The following is a 21,840-nucleotide window of genomic DNA, read 5'->3' on the forward strand; positions in this document are numbered from 1 at the left end:
AACGTTTGGCCTGTCACCTATAGCCTCATTACAGCTAAAGCGAATACGGAACATAGTAAATGAAAGCAAGCATTATTGAACTGATATCCGAGCATGAATCACCTATTCTGGAGTTTAAAAGGCAGTGGTATTGGAATGATGACACCCCCTCTTCAGAAATGTCCGACCTTTGGGGCGAACTAATAAAAGATATTATCTCACTATCAAACGGGTACCTAGGACATACCGGAAAAACCCGCCACTTGGTGATCGGCTACTCGGAAGCAGAGAAGAAGCTTTTTGACATTGAACTATCAAAAATCAAGCAACTAAGCAATATCCAGATCTTCAGAAAAGATTTAATTCGACGCCTAGAAAAATACACGACCCCATCGCTAACCGATATAAATATTCATATTACAAGCCACGAAAGATGCTCCTTACTCGTAATTGAGATCCCTGCAAGAGGATATATAACGGAGCTTAAATCTGGATTAAAAACCAAAACCAGACACATCGATGAGGGAGGAGTTTTAATAAGAAAAGGACAAAAAACCGACGAAGTTAGAACCGCCACTCCCGCTGAGTACCAAAGCCTTAAAGAAGAATTTGATACATTCAGACACTCAGATCTTTTTACAAAAATTAGCCTCTCAGAGCCAGAAGCACAACAAACTGAAAGAAGCATTGAAAAAACCGTCCAATTATTTATGGACAAAAACTCCAGCCTTTCTCTCGCAGAAAACTACCCCGTAAGAGTAAAGAACTGGAAAGAAAGTATCATTTACGAAGTATACAAACTCACAGATGGATTTGATGGCGGAAAAGATTTTATTTATATCCATGACAGTTCAAACCAAGGAAAAACCTTTGGAGAGATAAACAGCAAAGGTTATATCTCCAAACCTGAATCCTCAATCATACTGATCGACAAGCCAGCACTGAAGGATGTGGAGAAGAGAAAGGAGAACATATCCAAGTTATTTGGCACAAAATTTGTCTATTTTGTAGACGAGTTCGGGCGAAATTTTTTATACAAAGACTGCTTACTACCATATGAAAAATTTAATCTGCCGATCTATGTCAACGGCCTTTACGATCTAGAGGAAGAGCACGACCTCCCTGCACTCGAAAAACTTAAAGAATGGTATCGAACTGAGAATGAACCTTTATTCATTGTAAGCGGGCATGGCGGAATAGGGAAGACCACACTTGCAAAGCAATTCCTTGATCAAATATATTCAGAAGAGCGTGATCAGGGAATTTTATTTATCGATTCGAAAGAAATCATTAATGAGCTTTCAAGAAACTCAAAGATTAGTGACGTATTTGACTTCTACCGCGCCCAAATGGACGTAGATGGCAACGACTCATCTAGATTCAACAAAGACCTCCTTAAACTATCGATAGACAATGGAAGTCTAACCGTTGTTCTAGACGGCATTGACGAGGTAATTGCAAAGCTAGGAAATAGATTCGACGTACAGGCATTTATAACCTCAATTTTCCAAGAATACTCCTCCGACCTTAGGAAAACCAAATTCCTAATCACATGCAGAGATCATTTTTGGAGCGAAGTAGGAAAAAAAATCCTTCTACCCGAAATCATATTGAAAGCATTTAACAGCACTTTGGCGCATGAGTTTTTCAACCAGAAACTAGCTGGTGACAAGAAACGCATCACAAATGCGATGACCATCGCCGAAAAGCTAGCAATCGAAACCACAACAAAACAAGGCAATGCAGAACTTGTTTACATTCCATTCCTCCTAGATATGATTGGATACTTAATAAACTCTAAAAGCGAAGATTTCACGCTAACAAAACAAATCACCAGCCGATACTTGTCATCAGAAAATCATACTGACTTTCTGATTGCACAGGTATGCGACCGAGAAATCATAAAACTCGGCGGATTAAGTGTAGACCAGCAAATAGAACTGTTTATTCGAATTGCCATTAGCAAAGACAGCGGCATCGACCTTTATGACATCAAGCAAGAGCTTCAAAAAATTGTCGCAGAGCCAGACAATGCATTGATCGAAAAAATCAAAGGCCATACGTTACTAGTGTGCTCGGACAACAAGATACAGTTCAGATATGATGTTTTTGACGTCTACTTTACCGCATTGCATCTCGTATATTTCTTCAAACAGAAGGACATAGCAGCACTTAATGAGCAAACAGCTAAGGTGATCGCAGGTTATTTGAAATATGACAGCAGCTTCATAGAATCAGTATGCGAAAGGATAGAAATAAATGATGACCTTCTGTTGTTTTGCATAGAAATAATAGAGTCTGCAGCAGACTATGAAGATGGTAACACTTTAATTTCCTCAATTGTCTCCCTTTTACTTTGCCTACTCCAAAAGTCCGATAGCAGTCAATCCAACACTGAAACCAGGACAGACCTTATAGAAAAGCTATTCCTGAAAGGCAACGAATTGGTAGGAATGGCACTTATAGACATATTCGGAAGCTCTTCTGCAAAACCAACATTTGACTTTAGAGACCGAACACTACGCGATTGCACTTTCGATAATTACGAGTATTTCTGGGAGTGTCCAATGAATGAGGGCACCAGATTCGAGAGCTCCCAATTTAACGACATCAACCCCAGAGCCGGGGTAACAATAAAAATACATAGCGGTCTTTTCTCGAGCACTTGTGACCTGACGCAAATCCAACATCTACTGACTGAAAAAGAAGAAGAAGAAGCACAAAACAAAGAAACAGTTCTCGCAGAACTATTAAAAGTATTTAGACTGTTCCATCAGCGCGGGAACTTTTATCCAAGAAAGCAAGAAGAAGTAAGAAAGAAACTTTCCGCCGTAAATCTTCTCCCTATTTTGCTAGAGAAAGGGGTATTGAAGAATTACAAAGACCCCCAAAAGCCAACTATGCGACAGTTCAAGGTGAGCGATGAATATAAGAGCGTGATAGATTACTTTGAACAAGGGAGCCCATCTCTGGAACTCTTTCGCTTAGCAGAGGAACTTTCTTGAGACTCGTATGCTTCATAATTTTTTGGCCCACGGTCGCAATGCGAACCTCTGAACTGAGCGGGAGCTTAAACACAGCCTGGGTAAGAAGCAGCCTCTGCACCAGACTACGCCACAGCATGTTGTTCCGATAAATACCGACATCCACCATCTCCCCATGGAACGTAATCATGGAGATAGAGATGGATACGTCTGCTCGTACAACCGATGCTCTCGACACTGCGTCTGACCAGCCCCTCCCCTTACCAGGCTCGGAAGCCTACGAGTCGCTTCCGCAGTTCCCCAAGGGCAGCCCCCTGCCCTTCCGGCGCACAATCCGCAAGTATGAGCTGAGACAGATCGTCCCACTGGCTGAATCAACGATCTACGAAATGGAACGTCGTGGCGAGTTCCCCAAGCGCTTCAACCTAACACCACGTTGCGTGGTCTGGGATCTGGCCGAGGTGGAGGCCTGGATCGAGGAGCGCAAGCGAGCACCTCGGGTCAACATCAACAAGCCGGACGTTTACCTGAGGAAAACCCGCCCTGTCCGGGCGGGCTCCAGTCAAGCATGAAGTCCGCGCCATCCCCAGCCGACAAGGGCTAGCAGTTCATTGGAGGCCGGGCGCGTTAGCCGTCGTTCTTCCTTGGCTAGGTTGAACTGCAAGGCCACCTGAGCCACGTCCAAGATACCGCCAGGCAGCAAATTGCTGCCTTTGGCTTGCAGCCAAGTCAGCACATCCGCCCGGTGCCAGATCGAAGCAATGCCCTCATGCACCGGCGCAGGGAAGCTGCTCGGATAAGCCAACATCAGCTTGCGCATGTTCTGGCGCGACACGCCGACGATCTCTGCCACGTAGGTGGGACCTATCAGATCCGGCGTCACTTGATCAGCCTTGAAGTCTATAGGCAGTTCGTCTGCTGTGCCGGAAGCTCGGTCTGTTCGATAAAGTGCTCGTAGGTAGATCCAGGAGGGGCTATCAGGGAGGCTCTGACGCTCCCGGCAAGCTATGCAAAGCCATACGCTGGACACTTATAAGCGCTATGCTCGCATTCTCGAAAAGGAGCGGAGGTAGATGGTGAGCAAACAACAATCTGACAATGCACTATCCACATTATTGGACGAAAAAATACGTAGCTTTGTAGCGTCATTCATCGAAAGTTCTCGGCGGCTATTCGTAGATGAGCAAGGCACATTAGTACACTCGCTAGAATTTGGCGTGTACCGCGAACGGATTGTCGGTGACTTCCTCAAATTATTCACACCAGAACGCATGGGCTTAGATACTGGATTCGTTGTTAACTCGAATGGCCGCATCAGCACACAATGCGATATCGTCATATATGATAAAACAGTCACTCCATTGATTCGAGACGACCAATTCCAACGTTTCTTTCCTATCGAGTCAGTCTGCGCAGTTGGTGAAATCAAATCACATATGTCGCTGACGGAATTGAAGAAGGCGCTCCGCAAGCTAGCAAAGCTGAAATCGCTTAGAGACTCGCTCTACGAGCCGTCCTACTCTTATACACTTAAGTCAGGTGGGATACACGGCAGTACGTTCGAACCTGAGCGAGACGAGCTGGATCAAATTTTCACATTCCTAATATGCGAGTCGTTTCAATTTAATGTACAGCACCACCTGCAAGATATCGTGAATTGTTACAATGAGGAGCTTCCCAATCATCCGTTTTGCCACCGGCACAATATAATTCTCAGCCTCCGCGATGGGATGCTTGCGTATTTGCACCCCAACGGCTCAATATTTCAATTTCCATCCCACTTGCTGACACTCATCGACGAAAATGGTTCTCGCTCAAGTCAAGCACTGCGTTTAAAGCATCGCTTAATTCTTCCAATTGAAGAGCAATCAATCGAGCATTTAAGACACTTCTGCACACTGTTCCACCAAGGGCTAACAACAGTATCCGTGCTTTACCCAGATATGGGACGTTATATTCAGAGCCGGGAGGATGTGGTGTTTATTGATCTTGAGCAGGAGTATTAATAGATAGATACAGAACTTATCTCCCTCAAGACTTTGGATTATTCCGATCCACCTTGAAACCAGTTCAAAAATTCAATTAGTAGGTCACGCATAGACTGAAGCATTCACACCAAAATAGAACAGCTACCCGGCATGGTTCTTCATGCGCCGTATCAACGATTAACGAAATGGATCGCCGTGGTAAATTCCCCAGGCGCTTCAACCTGACACCGCGTTGCGTGGTCTGGAATCTTGCCGAGGTAGAGGCCTGGATCCAGGAGCGCAAGCGGGCGCCTCGGGTCAATATCAGCAAGCCGGATGTGTACCTACGGAAAACCCGCCCTGCCCGGGCGGGCTCAAACCAAGCATGAAGCCGATGCCATCCTCATCCGACGAGGGCTTGCAGCTCCTGGGAGGCGGGACGCGTTAGCCGCCGTTCTTCCTTGGCTAAATTGACCTGCAGGGCCACCTGGGCCACTTCCAAGACGCCACCAGGCAGCAAATAGCTGCCTTTGGTCTGCAGCCAGGTCAGCACGTCCGCCAGGTGCCAGATCGAAGCACTGCCCTCATGTACCGGAGTAGGGAAGCTGTTCGGATAAGCCAACATCAGCTTGCGCATGTTCTGGCGCGACACACCGACGATCTCCGCCACATCGGTGAGTCCGACTAGGTCCGGTGCCGCCTCGATCAGCCTGGCCGACGGTACGGCACTGCGCACATCAGCCAGTGCGCTACGCACAGCCGCCTCAGCGTTCTCCGCTTCACGGGTGAACTCCAACGCCAAGCGACCTGGCTGACCAATGCCTATCAGGGCATCGTCGCAGCCAGCCTCACCGAGGCGCTCGACCAACGCTTCCGCATCACGGTCATAGTCGGCCAGTTGGTATTTCAGAGTGAAGGTGTATTCCATAGCGCTACTCCTCTGCACCCTCAGCGGTCTGCCGCTGCTTACGGTGCGTGGTGCAGTTGTCGACGACGCGCCGAAGGGCACGCGCATGGTTGCCTGGGTTCTTCGGTGTGCTCCACACGCTGGTGATGCAGAACTCGCCGCAGCGACACTCTTCATCGTTGTAGGGGCAGTAGATTCGCCCCCAAGCGTGGCTACCACCCAGCTCTATGCGCCAGCCCTGTTCTTCGGCATGCCTGAGTGCTTCTTCGACCTCTTTCTTCGAGTGAGAAGGACGGGTCATCAGTGATCTCCAGTATTCGCATGAACGGCAAGGTTGTCAACTGACAACCTTGCACTTTCCTTAAACTGTGGCACTCAACACCGGCACCACGACGCTGTCCGGCAGAAGTCGGGGAATATGAGTGCGGCCATCGATCCAAGCGTCGATCATGTCCGCCCACTCCTGCAGCATGTGCCGGCGCTGCTCCGCGTACTCGGCCTTGTTGTAGACCGAGCGCGAGGAGCGACCATCTTCGTGAGCCAGGCATTTCTCGATCCAGTCGCCGTTGAAGCCCACCTCGTTGAGCAGAGTGGACCCAGTCCTGCGCAGGTCATGGACGGTGAACGGCTCCAACGGCAGGCCTGCCTCCTTCGCACGGGAGGCGATGAGCTGGGTGATGCGGTTCAGGGTGGCGTGCGACATGCAGCGGTAGATGTCATAGCGTGAGGGCAACACATAGCGCGAACCGGCCGCACAGGTGTGCAGCGCCACGAAGATGTCCAAGGCCTGGCGCGACAGGTAGACAACGTGCGGGTTACGCCCCTTCATCCGCTCCTTGGAGATCGTCCAAGTGGCGTTCTCGAAGTCCACCTCGTCCCATGTCGCCTCGATCAGCTCGCTCTTGCGTACCAAGGTCAGCAGCACAAGCCGCAAGGCCAGCTTGATCGTGGGATACGCGGCGATTGTCTCCAGTTGATGAAAGGCCAGCCGAATTTCGGTCGGGCTCAGCGCCCGGTCCTTCGGCGCGAAAATAGCGATGGAAGACGCCTTAACGTCGTCAGCCGGATTCTCGACTCTCTCGCCATGCAGGATCGCGAACGCATATACCTGTTTCACGATGTCGCGAATATGAACCGCAGTTGCCGGCGCCCCTCGAGCCTTTACCTTGGCACACAGTGCTCGCAGATCGTCAGGGGTGATTTCAGTCAGCAGCCGATTTTCGAAGACCGGCAGGATGTCGCGGTCGATGATGCTTTTACGCATCGCACGCGTGCTGTCGGCCATGCGCGCACCGGCCAACCACTTCGTCAGCGTTTCACCGAAGTTCTTGGCAGCGTTCAGGCGCCGCTTAGCACGCTGCTTCTCCAAGGAGGGAGACTTGCCCAGGGCGACCATGCGCTTGGCATCGAGAAGCTTCTCGCGAGCCATGGCCAAGGAGATGCCAGTTGGCCCATAACGCCCGATGGTCAGCGTCTCTCGGCGTCCATTGAGACGGTAGTCGTAGCGAAAGGTGACGGTACCAGTTGGCGATACCGTCACGTACATACCATCGCGGTCGGAAGCCTTGTACAGCTTGGACTTGGGCTTGAGATTGCGCAGTTTGGTATCAGTAAGCATCGAGGTTTTTACTCCTGTTCATGACGGCTTTTACCGTCAAGGGTCAGGAGACCTGTTGATGCCGGGAAAGCCGCACAGGGCAAGCTTTCCCAAGGAGCGATTTACCGTCAAAGACCGGTTTTGACCGGATAGTAAACAGAACGGTCTCAATCCGACCGCTGTTTACTACCGTCCCCGCTACCGCCAATCCGTTCTGCTAATCGGCGATAGGCCTCGATAACCATTGCAACGAATTTTCTTTTAAATCAACACGTTGCAATTGGCTATCGATACATCTCAATGAGCCCAGAAGGACCCGACATCACTCCCACTCGATCGTCGCTGGCGGCTTGCTCGACACATCGTAGGTGACGCGGGAGATGCCTTCGATTTCGTTGATGATGCGGTTGGAGACTTTCTCCAGCAGCTCGTAAGGCAGATGCGCCCAGCGTGCAGTCATGAAGTCGATGGTCTCGACAGCACGCAGCGCGACGACCCACGCGTAGCGGCGGCCATCACCCACGACACCAACCGACTTGACCGGCTGGAACACCACAAAGGCCTGGCTGGTCTTGTGGTACCAATCGAAGTTACGCAGCTCCTGGATGAAGATGTGGTCGGCACGACGCAGCAGGTCGGCGTATTCCTTCTTCACCTCGCCCAGAATGCGCACGCCCAGGCCCGGACCCGGGAAGGGGTGGCGGTAGACCATGTCATACGGCAGGCCCAACTCCAGGCCGATCTTGCGGACTTCATCCTTGAACAGCTCGCGCAGCGGCTCGACCAGCTTGAGGTTCATCTCCTCCGGCAGACCACCAACGTTGTGGTGCGACTTGATCACGTGCGCCTTGCCGCTCTTGGCACCGGCGGACTCGATGACGTCCGGGTAGATGGTGCCTTGGGCGAGGTACTGGATGTTGTCCAGCTTGCTGGCCTGAGCATCGAACACGTCGATGAAGGTGCGACCGATGATCTTGCGTTTCTTCTCTGGATCGGCTTCGCCGGCGAGGTTATCCAGGAACTGCGCTTCGGCATCGGCGCGGATCACCTTGACGCCCATGTTCTCGGCAAACATCGCCATCACCTGATCGCCTTCGTGCAGGCGCAGCAGGCCGTTATCGACGAACACGCAGGTCAGCTGATCGCCGATGGCCTTGTGCAACAGCGCCGCGACCACCGACGAATCGACACCGCCAGACAAGCCCAGCAGAACATTGGCCGAGCCGACCTGAGCGCGAACCTGCTCGACGAGATCGTCGACGATGTTGGACGGCGTCCACAGCGCTTCGCAGCCGCAGATTTCCAGCAGGAAGCGCGACAGGATGCGCCCGCCCTGACGGGTGTGGGTCACTTCCGGGTGGAACTGCACGCCATAGTAGCGACGGTCATCATCACCCATGGCAGCAATCGGGCAGCTAGGGGTGCTGGCCAGGATGTGGAAGCCTTCCGGAAGGGTCGTCACTTTGTCACCGTGGCTCATCCAGACGTCGAGACCGAACACGCCGTCATCGTCCATATGGTCTTCAATGCCCTCGAACAACTTGGACTTGCCGACCAGATCGACCCGCGCGTAACCGAACTCGCGCTCATCCGAACCCTGCACCTTGCCACCGAGCTGCTCGGACATGGTCTGCATGCCGTAGCAGATGCCGAACAGCGGCACGCCCAGATCGAACACTGCTTGCGGCGCGCGCGGGCTGCCCTCGGCATGCACCGATTCCGGTCCGCCGGCGAGGATGATGCCGCGCGGGTTGAATTCGCGGATGTCCTCATCGCTCATGTCGAACGGATGCAGCTCGCAGTAGACGCCAAGTTCGCGAACGCGACGGGCGATCAGCTGGGTGTACTGCGAGCCGAAATCCAGGATCAGGATGCGGTGAGCGTGAATGTCAGGATGAGCCATGGGCATCTCTCGTGGTAGTCACAAATGACACGGGGCTGAGTAAGCAGCCCCGTTTTTCATATATTTGAAATCGATTTGCCGCGTCGCGAGCGACGGGCAGGCAAGGCGGAGAAAAACGAGAAAGCGGAGTTTGCTGAAGCAAATGAGCATTTCGAGTTTTTTCTCCAACGCAGCATGACCTAGCGCAGCAGCGTCAGATCGATTTTTCAACCAACCCGGTAATTGGGCGCCTCTTTGGTGATCTGCACGTCATGCACATGGGATTCAGCCATGCCGGCACCGGTGATGCGCACGAACTGCGGATGGGTGCGCATGTGATCGATCGTCGCGCTGCCGGTATAGCCCATCGAGGCGCGCAAGCCGCCCATCAGCTGATGGATGATTGCCGCGAGCGATCCCTTGTACGGCACGCGCCCTTCGATACCTTCCGGTACCAGTTTCTCGGCACCCGCCGAGGAATCCTGGAAGTAACGATCCGACGAACCCTGCGCCTGGGACATAGCACCCAGCGAGCCCATTCCGCGGTAGGCCTTGTATGAGCGCCCCTGAAACAGCTCGATCTCGCCTGGCGCTTCTTCAGTACCGGCGAACATCGAGCCCATCATCACGGCGTTGGCGCCAGCAACGATGGCCTTGGACAGGTCACCGGAGAAACGGATGCCGCCGTCGGCGATCATCGGTACGCCGGTGCCTTCGAGCGCAGCAGACACGTTGGCGATGGCGGAAATCTGCGGCACACCGACGCCGGCGACGATACGGGTGGTGCAGATCGAGCCGGGGCCAATCCCGACCTTGACTGCGTCAGCGCCGGCCTTGACCAGGTCCAGTGCCGCTTCGGCGGTGGCGATGTTGCCGCCGATGACTTGCACCTGCGGGAAGTTATCCTTCACCCAGCGCACGCGATCGAGCACGCCGCGGGAATGGCCGTGTGCGGTGTCTACGACGATCACGTCGACGCCGGCAGCTGCCAGGGCTTCTACACGTTCGGCGGTGTCGGCGCCGGTACCCACGGCTGCACCGACGCGCAGACGGCCCTGGTCGTCTTTGGATGCCAGCGGATAGGTCTTGGCCTTTTCGATGTCACGGAAGGTGACCAGGCCACGCAGGTGGAAGTTGCTGTCGACCACGAGCATCTTCTCGATGCGATGTTCATGCAGCTTGGCTTTGATTTCCTCGAGCCCCGTACCTTCCTGCACGGTGATCAGCTTTTCCTTGGGCGTCATGATCGCGGCAACCGAATCACCGACGTTCGGCGTAAAGCGCAGGTCGCGCCCGGTGACGATCCCCACCAGCTCTTTGCCCGAGACCACAGGGAAACCAGAGAAACCAAGCTCGCGCGCCTTGCGCAGCAGTTCGCTGATCTTGGTTTCGGGGGTCACGGTCGCCGGATCGTGAACGATGGCCGTTTCATGGCGCTTGACCTTGCGCACTTCGGCGGCCTGCTGCTCGACATTCATGTTCTTGTGGATGATGCCGATGCCGCCTTCCTGCGCCATGGCGATGGCCAGGCGAGCTTCGGTGACGGTGTCCATTGCCGCCGAAACGAGGGGAATGTTCAGCTCGATTTCGCGGGTCAGGCGGGTCTTGAGGCTGACATCCTTAGGCAAGACCTCGGAATAACCCGGGATCAGGAGAACATCATCGAACGTCAAGGCTTCTTGGCTGATACGCAGCATGGCGGGGGCTCCCAGGCGGGAAAAAGGAAGCGCGGCATTATACCCACGCAGCCCCTCTCACTCAATGTGGTTGTGCGGCAGGCCGCGCGCCCGAAACCGCTGGACGCCGACAAAATGACCAGCCAGTCACGCGCGATCTATCACCAGCGCCACCTTGAAACCCAGGCGTGCGGCGAACTCGTCCAAAAACGTCTCGCGAAAGCCTGCCTCACCCCAGCCATTGAAGATGAACCCGAGATTGGAGAATCCGCAGGCCGGAATGAACATGAAGCCGTTGATGTCGTCCTCGAAGTCGCATTCGGGGCATACGAACGTGTCGGTGTGACGGGGCATCCACTCGTCGAGGCTTTCAAACAACGCTTCGCCGATTTCGCGGCGACACTCGGGGCACCCGGCCTCCTCGACGAAATCACGAGTCGGTGTATAGATGCAACGCTTGGTGATCACTTCCAGCCCATTGATCGCCTCGCCGTAGGGCAGCCGGTCAGGATGCTGCACGACGCTGCGGGCGCCTGTCGCAATGGCGTATCCCATGCCTCCGACTCCCCGACCACAGGTGGTCGGCAGCGCCTCGACGATACGCCGTTCGGAAAGCCAACGCAGAATCATCCGCGCCTTGGCTTCGTGGCCGGGGAACGTGGAGATGCGCGGCACGACGATGGCTTGGCTGTGGCTCATGAGGGCTCGAAACGAGAGGCGAACGAAGCCGCGCAGCTTAGCGCCCCGCCCAAGGTGGTCAAGGGTGGCTGACGGAAGCGTCACAGTTTCGGTTCCCGCATGACCGTGCGCGGCTTATCATCGCGGCCATGCTCAATGATCCCTTCCAACGCCTGAACCTCGACCGCGAAGTGCTGACCGTCAGCCAGCTCAACGGTCGCGCGCGGCTGCTGCTCGAAGACGTGTTCGCCCAGGTCTGGGTCGAAGGCGAAATATCCAATTTGGCCAAGCCCGCCTCCGGCCACATCTACTTCACCCTCAAGGACAAGAACGCGCAGGTCCGTTGCGCGCTGTTCCGGCAGAACGCGTTACGCGTGCGCCAGGCGCTGCGCGATGGCCTGGCGGTGAAGGTACGCGGACGGGTGTCGTTGTTCGAGGGTCGCGGCGACTATCAGCTGATTCTCGATAATGTCGAGCCGGCCGGCGACGGCTCGCTGCGCCTGGCTTTCGAAGCACTGAAAGAAAAGCTCGATGCCGAGGGTCTTTTCGATGCCGCCGGCAAGCGCGCCCTGCCCCTTCATCCGAGGCGTATCGGCATTGTCAGCTCGCCAACGGGCGCGGTCATACGTGACATCATTTCTGTGTTTCGGCGACGCGCCCCGCATGTCGCCCTGACGCTCGTACCAACGCCCGTCCAGGGACGCGAAGCGACGGCGCAGATCGTCCGCGCGCTGGAGCTGGCCGACCGCGGCGGCTTCGATGCACTGATCCTGGCTCGCGGCGGCGGTTCGCTGGAAGACCTCTGGTGCTTCAATGAAGAAGCGGTCGCGCGGGCCGTGGCCGCTTGCGAGACGCCGATCGTTTGCGCGGTCGGCCATGAAACCGATGTTTCGATTGCCGACTTCGTCGCCGACGTCCGTGCGCCAACCCCGTCGGCTGCGGCCGAACTCCTGGCACCCAGCAGCGCCGACGTCCGCCAGCGTCTCGAGGGTCTGCGCCAGCGCTTGTTGCTGCGCATGCGCGATCGCCTGCATCGCGATGCCGCACGACTGGACGGCCTGACGCGGCGTCTGCGTCATCCCGGCGAACGCCTTCAACAGCAAGCCCAGCGTATCGACGATCTGGAGGCGCGCCTCCTGCGGGGTATCGACCGTCGACTCTGCGCTGGACAGGAACGCCTCGCACGCCTCGAGACTCGCCTCGCCGGGCAGCACCCAGGCCGAAGTCTGAACCTGTTGCGCCAACGGCTCGAACATCTGTCCAGCCGCCTACCCCGAGCGATGCAGGACACGCTCAAAGGCCATCGCCAACAGCTACAGGGACTGGCGCAGACGTTGAACGTCGTCAGCCCGCTCGCCACGCTGTCACGTGGCTACAGCATTCTGCTCGATGACCGCGGCCAGGCGATCCGCCGAGCCGACCAGACCCAGCCTGGCCAGCGCCTGAAGGCTCGACTAGGAAACGGCGAGCTGGATGTACGTGTCGAAGATAATCACCAGATGCCGGTAACCCTGTCGTTGCTGGACTAATTCACTTTCACTCAGGACTTCCATGCGCTTCGCCCTTACCCTGCTGCTCTGCCTGACACTTCCCGCCCATGCCGAAGGCTTTCTCACCCGCCTGCTGAACAAACCCGTGCCGGGTGGCGTAGCGGTCATAGACCTCGGTAACGATGCCAGCGCGCCTAACGTGCGCTACGACAGCAAGCCCGTGCTGGTGGTGCGCGAGGATGATCAGCGCTGGATCGCCATCGTCGGCATTCCACTGAGCGTCAAAGCCGGCAGCCAATCACTGAATGTTGATGGCCAGGTACACAGCTTTCACGTCGAGCCCCGCACGTATCGCGAGCAGCGCATCACTCTGAAAAACAAGCGGCAGGTCAATCCGAATCCGGACGACCTCAAGCGCATCGAGCGCGAATTGGATGAACAGACCCGCGCCTATCGCCAGTTCAGCCAGCGCCAACCCAGCAACCTGTTGTTCGACAAGCCGGTCAACGGGCCACTGTCGTCACCGTTCGGCTTGCGTCGCTTCTTTAATGGTGAGGAACGCAACCCCCATTCAGGCCTGGATTTCGCCGCTCCGGCGGGTACGCCGATCAAATCGCCTGCCGCCGGAAAGGTGATCCTCACCGGCAACTACTTCTTCAATGGCAAGACGGTGTTCGTCGACCACGGCCAAGGCCTGATCAGCATGTTCTGCCATCTGTCGCAGATAGACGTAAAGCTCGGAGAGGAGTTGTCACGCGGTGCGGTACTCGGCCAGGTCGGGGCGACCGGCCGGGCCACCGGCCCACATCTACATTGGAACGTCAGCCTCAACGATGCGCGCATCGATCCGTCCATCTTCATCGGTGCGTTCAAGCCCTGATCAAACCAAGGACAACGGCATGCTTATCCGCGCACAGGACTCTACCCTCCTCATCATCGACATTCAGGAACGCCTGTTTCCCGCCATCGATGGCAATACGGCGCTGGCCGAGCACAGCGCCTGGCTGATGCAGGTTGCCGAGCGCATCGGTGTCCCGGTGCTGCTGACCGAGCAGTACAGCAAGGGCCTGGGCCCGACAGTTGCTTCCCTGCGCGACGGCGTAGCCGAAGAGGCAATCATTGAGAAGCTGCACTTCTCCGCTGCGCGTGACGGTGAGCTGTTCAAGCGTCCTGGCGGGGAGCGAAAGCAATTCGTGATCTGTGGAACCGAAACACACATTTGCGTGTTGCAGACCGTCCTCGACCTGGTTGCCCGTGGCAATCAGGTCTTCGTTGTCGAGGAAGCCGTCGGCTCGCGCCGCGCCAGCGACAAAGCGCTCGGCCTCGCGCGCATGCAACAGGCCGGCGCCAGCATCGTTTCACGGGAAATGGTTGCGTTCGAGTGGATGGAGCAGGCGGGTACTGACCTTTTCCGCTCGGTCAGCCGCGAGTTCATCCGTTAACCCACCCACGCCGTCAATCTTTCCGAGGAACGAATCCATGCAGGACGAGATGAGTATCTGGCTGGACTGGCTCAGAGCCCACCCTGAGCTGCAGACGCTGGTTGCCAGTGCGGCTCTGGTATTCGCCGCCTGGCTGGCCAACTGGATAGTCAAGCGGATCCTGGTGCGCGGCCTGTACAAGGTGCTGCGCAGCGCACGCGAAACTCAACTGCAGGACTTCGGCATCATCCGGCGGCTGTCCAACATCGTGCCGGCGCTGGTCCTGTCGGTAGGCGTCAACGCCGTACCGGGCCTGCCGGAAGCAGCCGTCACGGTGGTGCGCAATGTCTGCGGTGGCTTCATCGTACTGACCATCGCCCTTGCGCTGGGCGCACTGCTGGACATCATCAACATGATCTACCAGCGTCGATCAGACGCTCACGTCCACCCCATCAAGGGTTATCTGCAAGTTATCAAGATCGTGATCTATGCGATCGCCACCATCCTGATCATAGCCACGCTGATTGACCGCTCCCCCCTGATACTGCTGTCTGGCCTCGGCGCCATGGCCGCGGTCCTGCTGTTGATATTCCAGGACACCATTCTCTCGCTGGTCGCCAGCGTGCAGATCACCTCCAACGACCTGATCCGCGTCGGCGACTGGGTAGAAATGCCGCAGCTAAACGTCGACGGCGATGTCATCGACATCGCGCTGCATACGGTAAAAGTGCAGAACTGGGACAAGACCATCAGCAACATCCCCACCAAACGCTTTATCAGCGATTCGTTCAAGAACTGGCGAGGGATGCAGGAGAGCGGTGGCAGGCGGGTCAAGCGCAGCCTGTTTCTTGATCAGCAGAGCGTTCACTTTCTCAGCGAAGACGAATGCGAGCACCTGCATCGCTTCAACCTGCTTGATGACTACCTCACCGAAAAGCGCCGCGAGATCGACGCCTGGAATGCAAACCTCAAAGAGCGTGGCAAGGAGCCGGTGAATACGCGGCGCATCACCAACATCGGCAGTTTTCGCGCCTACGTCGAACGCTATCTGCGCAGCCATGGTGGCATTCACCAGGCCATGACCCTGATGGTTCGTCAGCTCAGCCCGACCGCGGATGGTCTGCCGCTGGAAATATATTGCTTCACCAATACCGTGGCCTGGACACAATACGAAGCGATCCAGTCGGACATCTTCGATCACCTGCTGGCGATTATTCCCGAGTTTGGCCTCAGGGTATTCCAGCACCCGAGCGGCGCTGACATGCGCGAAGGCTACGGTTCGGTCAGGGAGTTGTTCAGCCAGCCAGCGCTTGAACATCCCCAGCCATCCGAGCGGCGTATCGACAGCGAGCAACGCGAAGGTTAAAACCCTAAGGAAGAAAGCGGCTATGCCGCTCCCTCCCGACTGGCGTGCCTCTTGCGTAAGCGACGATCAGAAACTCAGGTCGACACGCGCCCAATAGGTGCGGCCAGGCTCGTTGATGCGTGTATCCGCGGCATAACCGAAACCGGCGCTTCCCGCCTGATTCAAATGCTCGCTGTAGGCCTTGTCGAGCAGGTTGTCGATACCCGTACTGACCCGATAGTGCTTATTCAAACGGTATGCACCATTGACCGAGAGCACGCCGAAACCGGCACTGTCGCCGAAGTCCTTGCTGGTGACGTTACCCTGCCCTTCAGCCACTCGACTCTGTTTGGCCACCACACGCCAGAGTCCCGCTGCACTCCAATCGCCACGCTCGTATGTCAGCCCCAGACGGCCCTCGAGCGGAGGAATTTGCGGCATCGGACGATCATCCGAGCGGTTCTCACCCCACGCATAGGCCAGGCTTGCGTCGGTTTTCCACGCGGGAGAGAGTCGATAGCTTCCGCCAAGCTCGCCGCCCATGATCCGCGCCTCGACGTTGTCAACGGAGGTGCGCGTCATCATGCCCATCGGCACGTAGTTGAACAGGATGTAGTCACGCACCTGCCCGACATACCCGGACGCCCACATCGACAAGGGCCCCTGCTCGTACTGAATACCGAAATCAAGCTGGGTGGTTTTTTCCGGCCTGACCGTTTCGAACGCCTGAACGCTGCCTACCGGCCCGGTACTCGCAGAAAACAGCTCCCAGTAATCCGGGAAGCGCTGGGCATGACCAAGCCCGAGATAGGCCGTAGCGGGCAGGTCGTTCAGATCGTGCTCGTAGCGCACAAACGCGCTAGGCAAGGTGTCGCTGCGCTCGCTGTTGGCGCTCGGATTGGCCCAGTTGCCGCCCATGGAATTGGAGAGTTGCTGCCGATAGTCCTTGGCCGAAGCACGATCGAGACGCGCACCACCGATCACACGGTCGCCCTCGGCCGCGCTCCAGCTCAGCTCGCCAAATGCACCGTAGTTGTGAAAGCCGGCGTCCTTGCTCCAGCTCGCCCGCTCATGGCTGGTGTAGCCGCCCATTATGCTGAAGGCCGGCGCGCGTTTGCGATGTTCGTTGGTCTGCGCGTCGATTCCGGCAACCAGCTCGTAGGCGTCCCACGCCCAGGTGCCGGCTACTCGGCCGCCAAGTGTTCGTCGATCGACGTTGCTGGCCATGGGGTTGGCCATCATTCCGCTGCCTGACGGCGTCCGCAGACTGAAATTGTCCATTACGTGGTCGGCATAGTTGTAATAGAGCCTGGCTTCGATCTTTTGCAGAACCTCTCCGAGATTTTCACGCTCGAAACGCAGCCCCAAGCTTTCGCGTTCGAACTGGCTGCCGTCCATACCGCGACCTGCGTAGGCCGCTTCGCCGTCACCGACGCCGGCGGTCAACTCAAGCAGCGTATCGGTATCAGGCGTCCAGCCGATGACCAGGTCGCTGCTCCACTTGTCCCACCGCGAGTGCAGGCGGTCGCCATTGCCGTCGCTGTAATTGTCGGAATCCGAGCGGTTCGCCAATAGCCGGAGATAACCCAGGTCGCTGCCGGTCGCCGCATCGATGGCACGATCGAATCGCCCATCCGAACCGACCAGCAGGCTGGCATCGACGCGGCCACCGAACTCGCTGAAACGCTCCGGCTCTCGTTCAAACAGAATGGTGGCCGCCGAGCCGCCCGGTCCCCACAGCACAGTTTGCGGGCCTTTGATCACCGTGAGCTGGTCGTAACTCTGCGGCGTGATGTATGAGCTGGGTGAGTCCATCCGGCTTGGGCATGCGCCAAGCATCACGCCACCATTGGTGAGCATGTTCAGCCGTGATCCGAACATGCCGCGAAATACCGGATCGCTATTGGAACCACCGCCGCGCACGGCGGAAAAGCCAGGAATTGTCTGTAGGTAGTCGCCCGCGTCGCTGGCGGGCACCGGTTGGCGCGGGATCTTCGGGTCAGTCACTACGGTCAGCGGAGACTGTTGCGCCACGCCGGTGATGATCATCGGCGTCAGTTCAAGCGAGTGGTGCTGATGCTGTTCGGCCGCCACGGCACTGCCGGCGACGCTGCCCAGCAAAGCAAGGTGGGCCAAGCGCCAGTAACGGCGCAACGGACGCAGAACGAAAGTAACGGACAGGCAGGCGCGCGCCTCATGAGCAAACGTATTCTTGGACATACTGAGATTTCCACATCTGAAAACAGTGAAGAGGCCGCAGAGGTGCGGCTCGAAGATCAGCTGTGGAAACGTGGCGGCGCGCGAGGATGCCCGCCGCTGCGGCGCGGCTCTGGCGGCAGCGGTTGTTCTGAACGCAGCCGTGCGTATGACGGTGCGTAGTAAGGCATCGTGACGATCACGGCCAGAACCAGCGGCGGACTCAAGGTCAGCAGCTCGCAATAGCCGCACAGGTCGAGCGCTTTCAGCCACGCAGGCTCTGCGTCACTCTGATGCTGGAGATGGTGTTCCGTTTGCGCATGCGCACCATGAAGGTGTTCGGATGCGCTTGTCGCGGCCGACGGCGCCAGCTGAATGGCTGAGTAAAGCGGACCAACATGAACCATCAACATGGCGAAAAAGCCAAGCCAAAGACCCACTAAAAGGTGTGCTTTACGAATCACGCGACCGTTCCTGTTCGCTGGCTGTGCTCAGCCTGCTCAATTAGCGCGGGATCATGGCACGAGAGGCTGGCCGCGTTGAGTGCGACACGGGGCCGCAAGCGGTGAGCAATCGAAGTCACACAAAGCTGTGTAAGTAACGTAAATATTCTTCTGATTTGCCTTTTATTGGAATCAAGCACCAATTTTTTGTCGACCCTTGCAATAGCGGCATGGGAACCACTAGATTCCAACCATCTGATTCGCATCAATCCGTTCCGTGTTCTGCGCTACGCATCGCGCACGGAGCGTCGCTCAAGGAAACACCATGACAATGCTCAAGAATCCATCGACGAAATATCGCGCCTTTCCTATCATCAACATCCCGGATCGCACCTGGCCGTCAAAGACCATTACTCAGGCGCCGATCTGGCTGAGCTCCGATCTGCGGGATGGCAACCAGTCGCTGATCGAACCGATGGACGCAGGCAAGAAGATGCGCTTCTTCGAAACGCTGGTTCAGGTCGGCGTGAAGGAGATCGAAGTGGGTTTCCCGTCGGCCTCACAGACTGACTTCGACTTCGTTCGCGAGCTGATCGAGGGCGGGCACATTCCGGATGACGTCACCATCCAGGTCCTGACACAAGCTCGGGAGGATTTGATCACTCGCACCTTTGAATCGCTCAAGGGCGCAAAAAAGGCCATCGTCCATTACTACAACGCCACGGCGCCGAGCTTCCGCCGCATCGTCTTCAATCAGGACAAGGCCGGCGTGGTACAGATTGCGGTCAACGCCGCGCACGTCGTCAAACGCCTGGCCGATGCGGCGCCCGAAACGCAGTGGCGCTTTGAATATTCACCGGAAGTGTTCAGTTCCACCGAGACCGATTTCGCCGTCGAGGTGTGTAACGCGGTCATTGAGGTGTTTCAGCCGACGCCGACGCAAAAACTGATCCTCAACCTGCCGGCCACGGTCGAAGCCGCCACGCCGAACATCTATGCCGACCAGATCGAATACTTCGGCCGACACATCAACAAGCGTGACAGCGTGTTGATCAGCTTGCACACCCATAACGACCGTGGCACCGGAGTGGCCGCCACCGAGCTTGGCCTGATGGCCGGCGCCGATCGCGTCGAGGGCTGCCTGTTTGGCAATGGCGAGCGCACCGGTAACGTCGATCTGGTGACGGTCGCCTTGAACATGTATAGCCAGGGTGTCGATCCGCAGCTGGACTTTTCGGACATCGATGCGGTGCGCAAGGTGGTGGAAGAGTGCAACCAACTGCCGGTGCATCCGCGCCACCCCTATGTCGGCGATCTGGTCCATACGGCGTTCTCCGGCTCCCATCAGGATGCGATCCGTAAGGGCTTCGCCCAGCAGGACCCGAACGGCCTCTGGGAAGTGCCCTACCTGCCGATTGACCCGGCTGACATTGGTCGCAGCTACGAGGCCGTGATTCGCGTCAACAGCCAGTCCGGTAAAGGCGGCATCACCTATCTGTTGGAGCAGGAATACGGCATCAGCCTGCCACGGCGCATGCAGATCGAGTTCAGTCAGGTCGTGCAGAAAGAGACCGATCGCCTCGGTCTGGAGATGAGCGCGAAGCAGATTTACGGATTGTTGGAAGGTGAGTATCTGCACGCGACCTCCCCCTACATGCTGAAGAGTCACCGGCTGCAGGAAGAGAACGGTACCAGCGCCGTGGATGTGGAGGTTTCCAATGACGGCGAGATCATGCACTGGCGTGGCATTGGCAAAGGCCCCCTGGAGGCGCTTGTCGCCGGGTTGCCGGTCAAGCTGGAGATCATGGACTACCACGAACACGCCATTGGCGCCGGTAGCAATGCGCGAGCGGCCGCCTATATCGAAGTCCGCCTTGACGGTGAGCGTTCGTTGCATGGCATTGGAATCGACGAGAACATCACCACTGCCAGCATCCGCGCGCTGTTCAGTGCGCTGAACCGTGCGCTGCGCGAAGCTGAAGTGAAGGCCGCCTGACCGACCCGGCGAGTCCTGACCTAGGGCTCGCCGATGGCATGAGCGAAACATCACGCGAGAGTCACCGCCGCGGCGGCCCTTGCGAAGCTCATTCCTGCAGGAATGCACCATTCATCTGCAGAATCATGCTGCTGCTCAGCGGCTATCGGTACTAGGATTGACGTTCATTCAACGATCAATCCTGGAGCCGCCATGAGCAACGCCATCGGTTATGCCGCCCTCGACTCGAGCACGCCGCTCGCTCCCTATTCGTTTTCACGCCGAGCCGTGGGGGCGAATGATGTACAGATCGACATTCTCTATTGCGGCGTCTGTCATTCGGACCTGCATACCGCTCGCAACGAATGGAACAATACGCTCTACCCGTCCGTGCCCGGCCACGAGATTGTGGGACGGGTAACGGCTGTGGGCGATAAGGTCAGCGGCTTAAAGGTTGGCGATATTGCCGGCGTGGGTTGTCTGGTCGACAGCTGCCAGAGTTGCCCGTCCTGCGGTGAAGGATTGGAGCAATACTGCGAAAACGGTTTCGTTGGTACCTACAACGGCCCTGCATTCGGCGGCGGCGAGAACACGTATGGCGGGTATTCGGACAAGATTGTGGTGGACGCGAAGTTCGTCCTGCGCATCTCACATACCGAAGACAACCTTGCCGCGGTTGCGCCGCTGCTCTGCGCGGGGATCACCACCTATTCGCCGCTGCGCCAGTGGAAGGTCGGCCCCGGCCAGAAAGTCGGCGTGGTCGGCCTCGGCGGCTTGGGTCACATGGCTGTGAAGATTGCCAACGCCATGGGCGCACACGTGGTGCTGTTCACCACATCGCCGGACAAAAAGGAGGACGCCCTGCGCCTCGGCGCAAAGGAAGTCGTTGTGTCGAAGAACAAGGAGGAAATGGCCGCTCATAGCAACAGCTTCGACTTCATCCTCAATACCGTGGCAGCCCCTCACAACCTCGATGCATTCCTAGCGCTGCTCAAGCGCGACGCGACCATGACGCTGGTCGGCGCGCCCGCCTCGCCCCACCCATCCCCCAGCGTGTTCGGGTTGATTTTCAAGCGCCGCCGGCTCGCCGGCTCGCTGATCGGCGGTATCGCCGAGACCCAGGAAATGCTCGATTTCTGCGCCGAACACAACATCGTTTCGGACATCGAGATGATCGAGATCCAGAACATCAACGAAGCCTATGAGCGCATGCTCAAAAGCGACGTCAAATACCGTTTCGTCATCGATATGGCCTCGCTCAAGTCCGCCTGAGCCCGCACGCCGGCGTGCCTTTACTTAC

At 56.8% G+C, this 21,840-nt stretch carries 18 protein-coding genes and 1 pseudogene; 10 read left to right on the plus strand and 9 right to left on the minus strand.

Annotated features, from left to right (window positions below; genetic code table 11):
- The first annotated feature begins 59 nt into the window (after positions 1-59).
- Together K4O48_RS14380 and K4O48_RS14385 are read left to right on the plus strand one after the other, a co-directional pair.
- On the plus strand, positions 60-2,984 hold the full coding sequence (locus K4O48_RS14380; protein ID WP_222909078.1) for an NACHT domain-containing protein: 2,925 nt from the start codon (positions 60-62) through the stop codon (positions 2,982-2,984).
- Positions 2,985-3,163: 179 nt separating this feature from the next.
- Positions 3,164-3,535, plus strand: coding sequence for a helix-turn-helix transcriptional regulator (locus K4O48_RS14385; protein WP_260523638.1), 372 nt, complete (start codon positions 3,164-3,166; stop codon positions 3,533-3,535).
- Here the strand turns inward: K4O48_RS14385 and K4O48_RS14390 are convergent.
- Positions 3,526-3,849, minus strand: a pseudogene (locus tag K4O48_RS14390) (helix-turn-helix transcriptional regulator); the annotation flags it as partial. The gene K4O48_RS14385 and the pseudogene K4O48_RS14390 sit on opposite strands and share 10 nt — an antisense overlap.
- Positions 3,850-4,036: 187 nt before the next feature.
- Here K4O48_RS14390 and K4O48_RS14395 point away from each other — a divergent pair.
- Both K4O48_RS14395 and K4O48_RS14400 read left to right on the plus strand, forming a co-directional pair.
- Positions 4,037-4,969 carry a DUF6602 domain-containing protein gene (locus K4O48_RS14395; protein ID WP_222909080.1) on the plus strand — a complete coding sequence of 311 codons (933 nt, stop codon included), beginning with the start codon at positions 4,037-4,039 and terminating at the stop codon, positions 4,967-4,969.
- A 167-nt stretch (positions 4,970-5,136) separates the two neighbouring features.
- Complete coding sequence (locus K4O48_RS14400; protein WP_260523639.1) at positions 5,137-5,319, plus strand: AlpA family transcriptional regulator; 183 nt, start codon at positions 5,137-5,139, stop codon at positions 5,317-5,319.
- 14 nt (positions 5,320-5,333) lie between these two features.
- Here the strand turns inward: K4O48_RS14400 and K4O48_RS14405 are convergent, their stop codons facing one another.
- The 6 genes from K4O48_RS14405 to K4O48_RS14430 all read right to left on the minus strand — a co-directional run bounded on the left by K4O48_RS14405 (position 5,334) and on the right by K4O48_RS14430 (position 11,691).
- Complete coding sequence (locus tag K4O48_RS14405; RefSeq protein ID WP_222909081.1) at positions 5,334-5,858, minus strand: helix-turn-helix transcriptional regulator; 525 nt, start codon at positions 5,856-5,858, stop codon at positions 5,334-5,336.
- Between the two features lie 4 nt (positions 5,859-5,862).
- Positions 5,863-6,138 (minus strand): hypothetical protein, encoded by a 276-nt coding sequence (locus tag K4O48_RS14410; RefSeq protein ID WP_012019489.1) that lies wholly within the window; start codon positions 6,136-6,138, stop codon positions 5,863-5,865.
- Between the two features lie 60 nt (positions 6,139-6,198).
- The gene (locus K4O48_RS14415; RefSeq protein ID WP_222909082.1) at positions 6,199-7,455 is read right to left on the minus strand and encodes a tyrosine-type recombinase/integrase; all 1,257 of its coding nucleotides are present in this window, start codon (positions 7,453-7,455) and stop codon (positions 6,199-6,201) included.
- Between the two features lie 301 nt (positions 7,456-7,756).
- Complete coding sequence (guaA, locus tag K4O48_RS14420) at positions 7,757-9,337, minus strand: glutamine-hydrolyzing GMP synthase (protein WP_222909083.1); 1,581 nt, start codon at positions 9,335-9,337, stop codon at positions 7,757-7,759.
- 206 nt (positions 9,338-9,543) lie between these two features.
- Positions 9,544-11,013 (minus strand): IMP dehydrogenase, encoded by a 1,470-nt coding sequence (guaB, locus tag K4O48_RS14425; RefSeq protein ID WP_222909084.1) that lies wholly within the window; start codon positions 11,011-11,013, stop codon positions 9,544-9,546.
- A 126-nt stretch (positions 11,014-11,139) separates the two neighbouring features.
- Positions 11,140-11,691, minus strand: coding sequence for a sugar ABC transporter ATPase (locus K4O48_RS14430; RefSeq protein ID WP_222909085.1), 552 nt, complete (start codon positions 11,689-11,691; stop codon positions 11,140-11,142).
- Between the two features lie 128 nt (positions 11,692-11,819).
- Here K4O48_RS14430 and xseA point away from each other — a divergent pair, with 128 nt between their 5' ends.
- From xseA to K4O48_RS14450, 4 genes are read left to right on the plus strand one after another with little or no spacing between them, the layout of a single operon-like run.
- A complete protein-coding gene (gene xseA, locus K4O48_RS14435) occupies positions 11,820-13,199 on the plus strand; it encodes an exodeoxyribonuclease VII large subunit (RefSeq protein WP_222909086.1) in 1,380 nt (459 codons plus the stop codon).
- 22 nt (positions 13,200-13,221) lie between these two features.
- Positions 13,222-14,040: a M23 family metallopeptidase gene (locus K4O48_RS14440; protein WP_222909087.1), complete on the plus strand. Its 819-nt coding sequence runs from the start codon at positions 13,222-13,224 to the stop codon at positions 14,038-14,040.
- A gap of 19 nt (positions 14,041-14,059) precedes the next feature.
- Entirely contained in the window at positions 14,060-14,602 is a 543-nt protein-coding gene (locus K4O48_RS14445) for a hydrolase (RefSeq protein ID WP_222909088.1), read from the plus strand.
- A 37-nt stretch (positions 14,603-14,639) separates the two neighbouring features.
- On the plus strand, positions 14,640-15,947 hold the full coding sequence (locus K4O48_RS14450; protein WP_222909089.1) for a mechanosensitive ion channel family protein: 1,308 nt from the start codon (positions 14,640-14,642) through the stop codon (positions 15,945-15,947).
- 66 nt (positions 15,948-16,013) lie between these two features.
- Here the strand turns inward: K4O48_RS14450 and K4O48_RS14455 are convergent, their stop codons facing one another.
- Together K4O48_RS14455 and K4O48_RS14460 are read right to left on the minus strand one after the other, a co-directional pair.
- On the minus strand, positions 16,014-18,146 hold the full coding sequence (locus K4O48_RS14455) for a TonB-dependent copper receptor (RefSeq protein ID WP_222909090.1): 2,133 nt from the start codon (positions 18,144-18,146) through the stop codon (positions 16,014-16,016).
- Between the two features lie 56 nt (positions 18,147-18,202).
- Positions 18,203-18,562, minus strand: a complete 360-nt coding sequence (locus tag K4O48_RS14460) for a DUF2946 domain-containing protein (RefSeq protein WP_222912109.1) — start codon at positions 18,560-18,562, stop codon at positions 18,203-18,205.
- 328 nt (positions 18,563-18,890) lie between these two features.
- Here K4O48_RS14460 and leuA point away from each other — a divergent pair, with 328 nt between their 5' ends.
- The gene (leuA, locus tag K4O48_RS14465; RefSeq protein ID WP_222909091.1) at positions 18,891-20,561 is read left to right on the plus strand and encodes a 2-isopropylmalate synthase; all 1,671 of its coding nucleotides are present in this window, start codon (positions 18,891-18,893) and stop codon (positions 20,559-20,561) included.
- A 192-nt stretch (positions 20,562-20,753) separates the two neighbouring features.
- Complete coding sequence (locus K4O48_RS14470; RefSeq protein ID WP_222909092.1) at positions 20,754-21,812, plus strand: NAD(P)-dependent alcohol dehydrogenase; 1,059 nt, start codon at positions 20,754-20,756, stop codon at positions 21,810-21,812.
- Positions 21,813-21,840: the final 28 nt, after the last annotated feature.

Origin of the sequence: Pseudomonas sp. DNDY-54 (assembly GCF_019880365.1) — a bacterium.
Taxonomy (GTDB): Bacteria; Pseudomonadota; Gammaproteobacteria; order Pseudomonadales; family Pseudomonadaceae; genus Stutzerimonas; species Stutzerimonas stutzeri_P.